This is a genomic window from Bradyrhizobium sediminis (assembly GCF_018736105.1).
In the GTDB taxonomy this organism is placed as follows: Bacteria; Pseudomonadota; Alphaproteobacteria; order Rhizobiales; family Xanthobacteraceae; genus Bradyrhizobium.
Genome location: NZ_CP076135.1, coordinates 3,971,435 through 3,984,018 on the forward strand (window position 1 = coordinate 3,971,435; position 12,584 = coordinate 3,984,018).

Annotated in this window: 11 protein-coding genes; 1 reads left to right on the top strand and 10 read right to left on the bottom strand. The window is 61.5% G+C overall.

Going from position 1 to position 12,584, the window contains the following annotated elements:
* Positions 1–313 precede the first annotated feature (313 nt).
* Positions 314–1,216 carry an NAD-dependent epimerase/dehydratase family protein gene (locus tag KMZ68_RS19115; protein WP_215612735.1) on the bottom strand — a complete coding sequence of 301 codons (903 nt, stop codon included), beginning with the start codon at positions 1,214–1,216 and terminating at the stop codon, positions 314–316.
* Between the two features lie 122 nt (positions 1,217–1,338).
* Positions 1,339–2,046: a glycosyltransferase family 2 protein gene (locus tag KMZ68_RS19120; protein WP_215612736.1), complete on the bottom strand. Its 708-nt coding sequence runs from the start codon at positions 2,044–2,046 to the stop codon at positions 1,339–1,341.
* A gap of 361 nt (positions 2,047–2,407) precedes the next feature.
* Between KMZ68_RS19120 and KMZ68_RS19125 the strand changes: the two genes are divergently transcribed.
* Positions 2,408–3,601 (top strand): CaiB/BaiF CoA transferase family protein, encoded by a 1,194-nt coding sequence (locus tag KMZ68_RS19125; protein ID WP_215612737.1) that lies wholly within the window; start codon positions 2,408–2,410, stop codon positions 3,599–3,601.
* A 29-nt stretch (positions 3,602–3,630) separates the two neighbouring features.
* On the opposite strand, the gene KMZ68_RS19130 is transcribed toward KMZ68_RS19125, so the two are convergent.
* The 8 genes from KMZ68_RS19130 to KMZ68_RS19160 all read right to left on the bottom strand — a co-directional run bounded on the left by KMZ68_RS19130 (position 3,631) and on the right by KMZ68_RS19160 (position 12,574).
* A complete protein-coding gene (locus tag KMZ68_RS19130) occupies positions 3,631–5,406 on the bottom strand; it encodes a hypothetical protein (RefSeq protein ID WP_215612738.1) in 1,776 nt (591 codons plus the stop codon).
* 256 nt (positions 5,407–5,662) lie between these two features.
* On the bottom strand, positions 5,663–5,797 hold the full coding sequence (locus KMZ68_RS26155; RefSeq protein WP_256443684.1) for a hypothetical protein: 135 nt from the start codon (positions 5,795–5,797) through the stop codon (positions 5,663–5,665).
* Positions 5,798–5,878: 81 nt separating this feature from the next.
* Entirely contained in the window at positions 5,879–7,396 is a 1,518-nt protein-coding gene (locus KMZ68_RS19135) for a tripartite tricarboxylate transporter permease (protein ID WP_215612739.1), read from the bottom strand.
* A 27-nt stretch (positions 7,397–7,423) separates the two neighbouring features.
* A complete protein-coding gene (locus KMZ68_RS19140) occupies positions 7,424–7,966 on the bottom strand; it encodes a tripartite tricarboxylate transporter TctB family protein (RefSeq protein ID WP_215612740.1) in 543 nt (180 codons plus the stop codon).
* A 159-nt stretch (positions 7,967–8,125) separates the two neighbouring features.
* Positions 8,126–9,112 carry a tripartite tricarboxylate transporter substrate binding protein gene (locus tag KMZ68_RS19145; protein ID WP_215612741.1) on the bottom strand — a complete coding sequence of 329 codons (987 nt, stop codon included), beginning with the start codon at positions 9,110–9,112 and terminating at the stop codon, positions 8,126–8,128.
* Positions 9,113–9,257: 145 nt separating this feature from the next.
* On the bottom strand, positions 9,258–10,055 hold the full coding sequence (locus tag KMZ68_RS19150) for an enoyl-CoA hydratase/isomerase family protein (protein WP_215612742.1): 798 nt from the start codon (positions 10,053–10,055) through the stop codon (positions 9,258–9,260).
* A 161-nt stretch (positions 10,056–10,216) separates the two neighbouring features.
* On the bottom strand, positions 10,217–11,422 hold the full coding sequence (locus KMZ68_RS19155; protein ID WP_215612743.1) for a pyridoxal-phosphate-dependent aminotransferase family protein: 1,206 nt from the start codon (positions 11,420–11,422) through the stop codon (positions 10,217–10,219).
* Positions 11,423–11,623: 201 nt separating this feature from the next.
* A complete protein-coding gene (locus KMZ68_RS19160) occupies positions 11,624–12,574 on the bottom strand; it encodes a hypothetical protein (RefSeq protein ID WP_215612744.1) in 951 nt (316 codons plus the stop codon).
* Between the last annotated feature and the right edge of the window lie 10 nt (positions 12,575–12,584).

Sequence of the window (12,584 nt, forward strand, 5' to 3'; positions counted from 1 at the left end):
TTGTTGCAGGAATAACAGAAAAAGCCGGATGACGACAGGTTCGAGGATGGCAAGCCCAACAGGCGGGGGACAAGGTCGCTATCTCAAGCTGACGCCATATCCGCTTGCCTCATCCCCTGCCCTCCCGGCGATCTCGCGCAGGTGCTTTCTGCGCGCGCGTTCGCACTACGACCCAGGATCAATCCGACAAAACAGGCAACCGGCGGGATCGATTGGCAGGAGTCTGTTTCCGCAGAAAAACAAAACTTCGGCCGCCTGGAGCGCTCGCCCAGGCGAGAACCTGGCCGTGTCCCCCTCCGACGGAGCGGACGACTTACAACGCTGCGACGTACCTGCGGCAGCCTTCCTCAAATCCCGTATGAGGGACCCAGCCAAGCTCGCGACGGGCTTTTTCAATATTCATGATGATGTGCCGGGCACGGTCCGGGTTTTGCGGTTTCCACTCAATCTCAAGCTTGCGGCCAAGCACCTTCGCTATGGTTTCAGCCATTGCGAGCACGGTTACGACTTCAGGTCCGCTGATGGAGTAGACATTCATGCCAGGACGCCCGGCAAAGGATTTCTTGATCACATCGACGGTATCGGAGACGTGGAGCGGCTCCCTCATCTGCAAACCGTCGCCCTCGATCTGAACCGGTAAATCGCGACGAAGGCGCTGCACGAAGCTGGCCACCGCGCCCTGAAAGCCGCCGGGACCGTAGGTGTTGTTACAGCGCAAAACCACCGCAGACGATATTTGGCCTTGCGCAAGGGAATCGGCGATCAGCCGTTCGGCGGACAGTTTTGCGTATCCATAGAGCGTTTGCGGATTGGGCTCCATCGATTCGGACAACCTGACCCCCTCTGTGTCCGACCATACCGCTGCCGTCGACATGAAAATAAGACGCGGAATATGCCGTCGCTCCATGATCCGCAGCACATTCCTCGTGGTGGTAACGTTGCTGTCGAGGACGGCTTCGACGCTGGGGCCATGCACCGCGCCGGCCAGATGAACCACGGTTTCGCAGTCGTCGGGAATTTTCGCGGCAAGCCCGCTTTCGGTGAGCGGCCCGGAGATGACATGAACACCGGGAAATGACGTCGCCATCGATGCAGACTTGGCTGCGTCCCGGACGTGCAACGTGACGGTGCACGATGGGTCCAGGGCACGAAGCAGATGAGGCGCGATAAATCCGCTGCCTCCCGTAATGAACACGCTCTTAATAACAGCCCCCACCCGTGATCAACTGAACATCAGTTTCAGAACGCGTGATTTCAGCCACAGAGGCCGAATGGGCATGTCCGAATTCCATTGGGGGTATCTTCCAGCAAGCGACCTCGGGTGCCAACACATTCTCCCTAGGATATCTTCCGGAGCCTGAACTCCATCAATTTTCCAAGAGAACGTGTCCCCTGTTTCCAGTCGGTTTTCTTGCCTTCCTTGTACCACCGCGGCACATAGGAAATCGGCACATCGACGACCCGCATCTTGAACTTGCCCAGCAGCACGGCAACTTCCAGTTCGAATTCGATGCCGTTCGACCTCAAATGAGGAAGCAACACATTGAGCGCTTTGCGCGAGTACATCTTGTACCCGGTCCAGACGTCGGTGGTGCGAAAGCCGGTGATCATGTTGGTCGTGAACGAGAACAGCCCGTTGATCCAGTAGTGGATGGCCATGATCGGGGACGACGCCTTGTACGTTCCCATGAACCGCGAGCCGAACACGACGTCAGCGGCGCCGTCCATAATGGGCTTCAGCAGTTGCGGAAAATCATTGGGGTTTTGCTCCAGGTCCGCATCCTGAATGATGATGAAATCTCCATGGCAAAGTGCGAGCCCGCGCCGGCAGGCGCCGCCCTTCCCAGAGTTTTCGGTGTGTAGAACGGTGTGCCGGCCTTCAAAGGGCTTCAGCGCTTCCGCGGTTTGATCGGTTGAGCCGTCATTGATGACGATGATTTCCCGGCTGAACCCATCCGGCAATTCGGCAGCCTCGACTCGGCCAATGACCTGGGCAACGGTCGCGGCCTCGTTGTACGCGGGAATGATGATGGACAGGAGTGGCATGACTGCAGCCTTCAAAAACGCGTCTTGCCAATACCTTAGCCCAAGACGATGCTACTGATACTTGCTGATACCCGGTTCAACGCGCCCGGGCAACTCGTCGAAGCGCCAACCCAACGTGGATCGTTGAAAAAAGCCGTCATTTGGACCGCCGGACGCCATCGCCAAGGCTCTTGCCGCTGTTCCATCGCTCGAAACGGCAGGATGGCAACACATCCCCTGCAGAACTACCGCATCATTTGGGCTGGTTCTATGAACGGGCCTTGCGGGCCCGGCTCGCGGCGCCCCGACCGGATCTAGAACCGGCTGGCGGACCCGGCTGGCGGAAGCTATCAAGGTAAACTCGCCACCGGAGCTCTCCTGAATGCCCTCTCCACGCGCCTCGCAGGCCCTGTCCCGCTTCACTGTACTCGATCTTACCCGCGTTCGCTCCGGGCCGACCTGCGTGCGCCAGTTCGCCGACTGGGGCGCCAATGTCATCAAGATCGACGCCCTGATGGAGGACGCCGCCGGCGAACAGCCGGGCGGCCCGCGGCAGGGTTCGGATTTTCAGAATTTGCACCGCAACAAGCGCGCGATGACGCTCAACCTGAAGGATCCGAAGGGCCTCGCGGTATTCAAGCGTTTGGCGGAAAAGGCCGACGTCATCGTCGAGAATTTCCGCCCCGACGTGAAGAACAAGCTCGGTATCGACTATGAGAGCGTGCGGAAAATCAATCCGCGCATCGTCTATGGCAGCATTTCCGGCTTCGGCCAGGATGGTCCCTATCACAAGCGTCCGGGCTTCGATCAGATCGCGCAGGGCATGGGCGGGCTGATGTCGATCACCGGCGCCCCCGGCGAGGGGCCGATGCGGGTAGGCATTCCCGTGGCCGACCTCTCCGCCGGATTGTTGTGCGCGACCGGCATTCTCACGGCGCTCCTGGAGCGCGAGGTGTCCGGCGAAGGCCAGTGGGTGCAGACCTCGCTCTTGCAGGCGCAGATCTTCATGCTGGATTTCCAGGCCGCACGCTGGCTGATGGAAAAGGAAGTCGCAAAGCAGGCCGGCAACAACCATCCGACCAGCATTCCCACCGGCGTGTTCAAGACCGCCGACGGCTACATCAATATCGCTACCACGGGCGGGCGGATCTGGGAGCGCTGTGCGCAGGCGATCGGCGCGCCCGAACTCGTGACCAATCCTGACTATGCCACCGCGCCGGCGCGCTCGAAGAACCGCGATGTGCTCAACGCAGCGATCGGCAAGCTGACCGAGAAGAAGACCACCGACACCTGGGTAAAGGAACTCAACGCCGCCGGCGTGCCCTGCGGGCCAATCTATTCGATCGACCAGATGTTCGAGGACGAGCAGGTCAAGCATCTCGGCATCGCGCAGGACGTGCCCAATAAGGAGAACCGCCACATCCGCCTGGTCGGCCAGCCGTTCACTCTGTCACGCACCCCGACCAGCATGGCGGCGCGGCCGCCGGAATTCGGCGAGCAGACCGACGAGGTGCTGGCCGAATTCGGCTTCAGCGCGGGAGAGATCGCCGCGTTGCGGCAGGGCAAGGTGGTCTGACGCAGCCCCCTCGCCGGCGCGACCGCTAGCTAGGGCGGGCTTGGGCTCGATACCAGCAACTCCATGCCGTTGCCCTCGATCACCCTGGTGTAATTTCCCGCGGTGGCGGTCGCGGAAATAAAGCCCACAATCGACGCATGGGAGCGTTCCGGCGGATAAAAGAAGCCGGTGCAGCCGGAGGCTTGCTTGACCTGATTTACCAGCCCGTCGGTCAACGGGGCTTCGAAATGGAAAGAAGGCATCTGGTTTCGAAACCGCTCGAAAGCGGAAATCGTGTAAAGATAGTCATCGGCGTTGAAGATCGTGCAACCGCGAACAAGAAGCTGTTCGATTTTCTGATTGATCTGAAGCCCCGCTCCCTTGGTAAGTTGCTCGGTGGCGAACCGTTGCGCCAGTTCCTTGTCGCTCTTCGCCAGACTTGAGGTCAGGCCGACGCACAGCACGGCCAGGCCGGCGGCGACGGCGCCGTCTGAAATCCGCCATTGCCGCGCGTTGTGAAAAACCATCGTCGGCGCATAGGCGCGGGCCAGCAAGAAGAGCGGAATGTAAATGGCTATCAGCAACAACCCGATAAGGTTTCGCAGGTCGTAGCTCGCCACGGCTGCCCAGAACACGGAGCCTGCAAGCAACGGCAGCGCCAGCCATCGAACCCGCACAACGAACGGACACATCGCCAGGCCTGCAAGCGCAACAATTCGAAGCGGCAGCGTAAAATTCGAATTGAAAAGCATGGAAGCGTGGGCAAGTCTCGACATCGGCAGCGACTGCTCGGGCAGCCGAACGATCGCAAGATGCAGAAAATATACGATGTAGGCAGCTGCAAACGCCGAGACCAGCCCGATCGCCACGATGACAAGTCGCGTTCGTTCACGCGGCGGCAGAGACTTCCCGGCATCGACGCAAATCTTGACGAGCACGGCGGCAGGGAACAGGCCGTAATGGGGTTTCGTGGCTGCGGCGATCGACAGCAGGCACAGCGATATCAGATCGACTGCCGTTTCCTTCCTGTCGTTCCGGCCTTCACCCACGTTTGAGACGAACAGTACGAAGCCGGCGAAGGCAAAAATCGCGGCAACCCAATCCGGGTAGCCCTGCGGCAAGCAGGATTTGAGCCATGGGTCACGTATTTCAGCAATCAGCCAGACCAAAGCGAGGGCGGGAACCAGCGGTTGCCACCAGCCTGAACGTCCCAAAATCATCATCAGCAGGACGATCGGAACGACGATCAGGAAAAGGTAGATGTAAAACGCGAAATACTGCTCGGGCGAGCCGGTGAAGATATAGGTGACGGCCCAAACCGTGGGGATAAACTGCGCATATCCAACAGAAAAGGTTGGAAACCTCCCCTGCGACCAGATCAATGTCCAGGTGTTCCAGCTGACGGAAACGTCGCCGGCTTCGAATATGTTGGGAACTCCGTGCTTCCAGACATTGAGGTAGGCAAATCCGAGCACGATGAGACTGAGTACGAGCCAGCGAATGTCCGACAGCAGGACGGTAGATCCGCCTCGGTGACCCGGCGTTCCGGATCCGGCTCTGTCTCTCGCGGCCAGCAAGATCAGAGCCGCGATCAGGACGACCGCGGTCGCGCGATAGGTCTGGACCGGGTTGAGATGGAGCGCGGCGATCAGCGTAACCAGGAGATGATTGGCCGTCAGGCTGCTCAGGAAGATGACGAACCATCGCTGCGGGAAACCCGGGATACTGAACGCGCGAACGAAAACCAAGCCTGGAAGGACCGTGACGAAAAGCAGCGCCAGCACCCCGTTAACATAGACGGGCGCAAACCCGATCAGTCCAGCCATTGAGAGGGTCCCTGCACCTTTTGGAGGGCGCACCTTACGCCTTATTGCAGGAATTTTGACAAGACGGATCTGTGGGCCTTCGCTGCCGGGAGGGTCCGACACGCCGCGCAGGGCGGCGGCGATTCAATAAAAAAGCCCCGGAGATCCGGGGCTTTTTCGTCTCGCGCCGATCGGCGGCTAGTATTTGGCGACGACCGGGCTTGAGGTAAATTGATAGTTGAAGCCCGCCCGCAACACATGATCACAAAAGCGGACGTCAGCAGCATTCGAGGCCAACCACCCATTTCGGATTTACCTGCCAGTTGTAGCCGACCTGGCCACCGGAGACGCCTCCATCGACGTTCTGCCTGACCGAGGTCGCCAAGGCAGGGTTCGACCCAGGCCGCATCATGGCCAGAATTCGAGCAACGTCCCAAACTATTGATTTAGCAATGAAGTTGGATGAACTGGCGCCGGCCGACGCGACCGCACTCTAGCCGGGCGCCTTTGCCGGCCGCATCAACCGCCCGACACTGCCGAACGCCTTGTCGATCACAGGCCAGAACAACAGCACGATCGCCAGTGTCGTGATCGAGCCGACCAGCCCGTTCGACCAGAACACCTTCAGGTCGCCACCGGCGCCGATCATCGACAGCCGGAACGCATCTTCAGCGCGGTTGCCGAGCACCAGCGCCAATGTAAACGGCGCCAGCGGAATCCCAATCTTCTTGAAGACATAGCCGACGACGCCGAAGCCGAGCATCAGCCAGATGTCGAACATCGCGTTCTGGATCGCATAGGCGCCTATGGCGCAGGACACCACGATCATCGGGGCCACGGCCGCGAACGGCACCCGCAGGATGGAAGCAAAAACCGGCACCGTCGTCAGCACCAGCACGAGGCCGACCACGTTGCCGAGATACATCGAGGCGATCAGGCCCCAGACGAAATCCTTGTGCTCGACGAACAGCAATGGGCCAGGATTGAGGCCCCACACCATCAACCCGCCGAGCAGGATCGCCGCAGTGCCGGAGCCGGGAATGCCGAGTGCCAGCATCGGCAGCAGCGCCGCGGTGCCGGAGGCGTGCGCTGCGGTTTCCGGCGCGAACACCCCCTCGATACGGCCCTTGCCGAAGCTTTCCGGGTCCCTGGAAAATCGCTTGGCCAGGTTGTAGCCCATGAACGAGGCCGCGATCGCGCCGCCCGGCGTGATGCCGAGCCAGCAGCCGATGAAGGAGGAACGCAGCAACGTGACCCAGTACTTCGGCAGGTCCATCCAGACCCTGAGCACCACGCGCAGGCTGATGCCGGCGGCGTGGCCGCGTAGCGCCAGGCGCTCTTCCATGGTGAGCAGGATCTCGCTGATGCCGAACAGGCCGATCACCGCGACCAGGAAATTGACGCCGCGCAGCAGCTCGCTCGTGCCGAACGTCATGCGAAGCTGGCCGGACACCGTATCCATGCCGATGCCGGCGAGTAGCAGGCCGAGCGACATCGAAATGACGGTCTTGTGCTTGGCCTCACGACCTAGTCCGACGAACGAGCAGAAGGTCAGGAGATAGACCGAGAAGAATTCCGGCGGCCCGAATTTCAGCGCAAAGGACGAGATCATCGGCGCCAGGAACGTGATCAGGAGCACCGCGACCAGCGAACCGATGAAGGACGAGGTGAAGGCTGCGGTCAGCGCCTCCGCCGCCCTGCCCTGCTGCGCCATCGGATAGCCGTCGAAGGTGGTCGCGACCGACCAGGCTTCGCCGGGGATATTGAACAGGATCGAGGTGATGGCGCCGCCGAACAGCGCGCCCCAGTAAATGCAGGACAGCATCACGATGGCCGAGGTCGGGTCCATGGTGAAGGTCAAAGGCAGCAGGATCGCCACGCCGTTCGGCCCGCCGAGCCCGGGCAGCACGCCGACGAAGATGCCGAGCACGAGCCCGACCATCATCAGCGCCAGCGTCTTCCACGTCAGCAGGACGGCGAAGCCGTGCATGAGTAGGCCGAAAGCTTCCATCGAAAATCCGTTTCGGTTGGCGCGGCGCTAGCGGCCAAGGGCCGCTTCGAGCGGTCCCTTCGGCATGATGACGTCAAAGGTGATATCGAAGGTCACGAACATGATGGCGGTGAATACGAAAGCCGTCAGCAGCGACTTCCACAGCGCGATCCGTCCGACCAGACGCATGAAGCCGGCGATCAGGCAGAAGCTCGCGACATAGAGTCCGAGGAACTGCGTGGCCAGGCAGAACAGCAGCGTCGGAACGAACACCAGCAGGACCCGGCGGAGCTGCGCGCGGGTCACGAAGCTTTCCGCAGCCTCCTTGCGCGACAAGAAAGCGGCGACGAGGCCATAGAGGCTGGCACCGGCGAGGATCACCGACAGATAGAACGGGAAATAGCCGGCCTGCGGTCCGGTGGAATCCCAGGCGATGCCGGTGCGCCAGTTGTCGAAACCGAGCGTCGCGGCCAGCGCCAGCAGCAGCAGCGACACCGCAACATCGACGACGCGGATACTGGCCACATCGGGCGAATCGGCCTCCGGCGCGGTCGGATCCTCGACGACAATTTCAATTTCGGTATTGGACATGAGTTTGCCGGAAGGAGAAAAAGGCGTTTGCAGGCTCGATGAAGCATTGAAGAAGGCGGGTATCGGCGAAAGCGCGGGGATCCAGCCGCGTGACCGATGTTGGTCCGTACCGCCCTGGAATACCGGATGCCCCGCCGTCGCAAGGCATCCCGGCATCACCTACTTCGCCACGAATCCCGCCTCGTTCATCAGCGACGCGTTGAGCTTGTCGTCCTCCTCGAGGAATTTCAGCATGTCCTTGCCGGTGAGGAAGATCGGCTTCAGCGCCTGCTTTTCCATGTATTCCTTGTACTCGGTGGTTTGCGTCACCTTCTGGAACAGATCGACATAGAAGGCCGTCTGTTCCGCAGTCACCTTGCCCGGCAGGAACATCGCGCGCAGCATCAGGTACTGGACGTCGAGACCTTCTTCCTTGCAGGTCGGAATATCGTTCCACGACTGCGTGTCGGTCACCTTGGTCTTGTAGGAAATCCGCTCCTTGTCGAACACGCAGAGCGCGCGGACCTGGCCGGCGCGCCAGACCTCGAGATTTTCGCTGGGGTTGTTGACGTTGGCTTCGGTATGTTTGCCGACCAGCTGCGTCGCCGCCTCGCCACCGGATTTGTAGGGCAGATAGGAGAATTTCGCGCCGGTGCGCTGTTCCATGAACACGGTGAGGACGTGGTCCTCGCGCTTGGAGCCTGTGCCGCCCATCTTGAACGGCGAAGGGGCGGCCTTGGCGGCAGCAACGAATTCCTTCACGGTTTTCGGCCCGGCGGCATTGTCCCACAATACGAACTGGTCCATCGCCACCACCGCCACCGGTGACAGATCGCGCCAGTTGAACGGAATCTTCGCCGACAGCGGCAGCATGTAGATCAGCGAATAGGCGATCAGCACCTTGTTGGCGTCGCCCTCGCCGGATTTCATGTACATCAGCGCTTCGGCGCCGGAGGCCCCGCCCTTGAGCGACACCACCATCGGCTGTTTCATCAGGTTATTCTTCTGGATCGCGGCCTGTATCATCCGCGCCATCTGATCGGAGGCGCCGCCGGCGCCGGCAGCGACCACGATTTCAACCGGCTTGGTCGGTTCCCAGGCGGCGGTCGCCGGCGCGCTCGCCAGCACGGTCGCCACGGCGGCGGCGGCTCTGATGATGTTTCGCACGTTCCATCCCCCTATGTTCTCGTTCGGCCCGGTTACTCCGGGCATGGCTTGTTGGGCGCTATTGTGCGGGGTTACGCCTGCGAGTTCAAGCAGGTCCCTGCGGCCCTGCTCATGACTTTGGCACCATGCGAAAGAGCTGGCGGACCTATTTGCCCTTCCAGTTCGGCGTGCGCTTGTTGAGGAACGCGTCCATGCCCTCGCGGAAATCCTCGCTCATATAGGCGCGCAGGATCAGGTCCCGCCCCTCCTCGCGCGTCAACGTGCGGCGGATGCGGAGCACCGCTTCCTTGGCGGTTTCCATCGTGATCGGCGCATGGCCGGCAATCAGCTTTGCGGTTTCGGCGGCGCGGCGCTGCAGCGTCGGAACGTCGGGCACCACCTCGTTGAGCAGACCGAGCGCCAGCGCCTCGGGCGCCTCGATCAGCCGCGCCGTAAAAATCAGGTCCTTGGTCCGCGCCGGCCCGACCAGCGCGACGACCCGGCTGATATTGGACATCGACAGGCAATTGCCGAGCGTGCGCGCGATCGGAAAGCCGATCCGCGTCGCTGCAGTGCCGATCCGGATATCGCAGCAAGCGGCGATGCCCGCCCCGCCGCCGGTGCAGGCGCCGGCAATGGCGGCAATGGTCGGCACCCGGACCTTCTCCAGCGCGCCCAGCACGCGATCGATCCGCTCCTCATATTCGAGCGCATCCTCTGCGGTCTTGAAGGCGCGGAATTGCGAAATGTCGGTGCCGGACGCGAACGCCTTGTCGCCGGAACCGGTCAGGATCATCGCCTTGATCGAGCGGTCGGCGTTCACGGTCTCGCAAATCGAGGCCATGCGCTCGTACATCGCAAAGGTCAGCGCGTTGCGCGCCTGCGGGCGGTTGAAGGTCAGGTGGGCGATGCCGTTCTCGACCGTGTAGATCAGGTCTTCGGCGGCGGGTACCGGGGCGTTCATGGCTGGATGATCTTTCTATTGTTCTTGCGTCATTGCGAGGAGCGCAAGCGACGAAGCAATCCATCTCTCTTTGCGCGGAAGTCGGAATTGCTCAGTGGAATTCATCATCGGGCGCGCATTCGCGCGACCCGTTGGCAACGACGGCAGAAAGCTCGGCGCGTTCAGGCGACCGCCGCCTTGGATTTCGGCATCGCCACCACGTCACGTCCCTTCAGGACTTCCATGGCGGCCAGCACGCCGCCGCTGCGGTGCGGAATCTTGGCGAGGTCGAGACCCATCTCGACACCCGACAATGTGCCCATCAGCATCAGATCGTTGAAGTGCCCCATATGACCGATCCGGAACGCCTTGCCCTTGAGCTTTCCGAGACCGGTGCCCAGCGACATGTCGAAGTTTTCCAGCACCGCCTTGCGGAAGGCGTCGGCGTCGTGTCCATCCGGAACCATGACCGCGGTCAGTGCGGGCGAATAAGCATGCGGGTCGAGGCAGACCGTATCCAGGCCCCATGCCTTGACCGCCGCGCGGGTGGCCGCGCCATGGCGCATGTGGCGGGCGAACACGTTGTCGAGCCCCTCCTCCTCCAGCATCGCAATCGCCGCCTTCAGCGCGAACAGAAGGTTGGTTGCCGGCGTGTAGGGGAATGTGCCCTGCTTGTTGATCGCGATCATGTCGTGCCAGTCCCAGTAGGACCGCATCGATGTGTTGGCCTTGGAGGCCGCCAGCGCCTTTTCCGAGAGCGCGTTGAAGCCGAGCCCCGGCGGCAGCATCATGCCCTTCTGCGATCCCGCGATGGAGACATCGATGCCCCAGGCGTCGTGCTCGTACTCCAGCGAGGCGAGGCCAGAGATGGTATCCACCATCAGCAGCGCCGGGTGGTTGATGCGGTTGAGGGCCTTGCGAACCTCGAACGGGTGCGTGACGCAGCTGGTCGAGGTCTCGTTGTGTACCACGCACACCGCCTTGATCTTGTGCTCGCGGTCAGCGGCAAGTTTGGCCTCGATCTGCTCGACGTCGGCGCCGTGCCGCCAGTCGGTCGGCAGAAATTCGACGTCGAGTTTGAATTTCTCGGCAATGCCGCGCCACAGCACGGCGAACTGGCCGGTCTCGGCCATCAGCACCTTGTCGCCGGGCGACAGCGTATTGACGATCGCCGCTTCCCAGGCCCCGGTTCCCGACGACGGGTAGATGATGACCGGCTGCTTGGTCCGGAAAACCCGCTGGCAACCCGCCAGCACGGCATGACCCAATTCGGCGAATTCGGGACCGCGATGATCCAGGGTGGGCATGTCCATGGCCCGCAACACCCGATCGGGCACGTTGGTCGGTCCTGGAATCTGGAGAAAATGCCTACCAGTGTGCAGGGTCATATGGCGTCCTTCCCGGGGGTATTCTGGCTTCGCGAGCCGCTCGAATATCACTATTCGGCAGGCTTGTCCCCAACAGAGATCAACGTTTTATCTCCTTGGAATCGTGCATGATTGCACTGCAATATCGTCGAGCCTGGCTGGCGAAGCCCAGACGCGGCGGCCTGCCCGACCGACGACGCGATTCCGCGACGGCCAGGCCTTTCATTTCGGATTGTCGCGATCCCTCTTGAAGCGCGCCTTCACGCGAGTACGCAAATCCCCGACAATTCGGCTGAATCCGAAATTGCGCACATTTTCCAGTGCATCCCTTTCGGCGCGCAGACGGCTCAATTCCCGGTCGAAAACGAGATTGTGGTGACCGGCGTGATCGCGGTCGCGGCGCAAGGCCGCCCATCGCTTGATGTAAGTCGCGTCCAGCCGATCGGACCAAACCACGGGAACCTGAAGACGCTCGAACATGCGATCGAGCCAGCATCCCTTTGGCGGCGCGATATTCTTGGGTACCCCGGCCTTTCGCCACATCTCATTCCACAGATGGACAAACGTGGAATCCGACGTCCGCTCATCGACCTCATCCCGCGCTTCCGGAAGCAGGAACTTCTCGAATTCTTCCGCTCCGATTGCGTAGCAACTCTGGCGTGGCGCGATCGGCATATCCGGCGCATAGGCCGGCTGCAGTTCGGTCAGCAATTTGGGTCCGGTCTCGCCCCAGCGTGCGTTCTCCAGCTGCGCCGCCGTTCGCTGACGCGCCGCCTTCATCATTGGAGGACCGGGCGGAAAACGCAACACCGAACTGTTCAATTCGCGATCCGACTGTCGCGCGATAAAGATGTTGGCGGCGGGCAGCGACGAGGCGATCAGCATCGCGTCGGTATCGATCCACCAACCGCCCAGTTTCTCGAGAAGTGTGTAACGGAAATGATTGGAGTGGAGAGAGGGACTCGGTCCGTCGAACTCGTGCCGATAGAAAGCAACCTCTTGGTCGAGAATTTCCCGCGCATTGCGACGCCTCACGCCGTCAGGCAGACCCGGCACCGGCGCTTCCGAGAACAGCTCGACCTCCACTCCGGCGGCCACGAAGCTCGACAGGCACAGCGCTTCATAGGGTGAGAACGGGCCGTGCCAGAAGCTGCGGACGACGCGATCCGGCACGGGCCCGGGT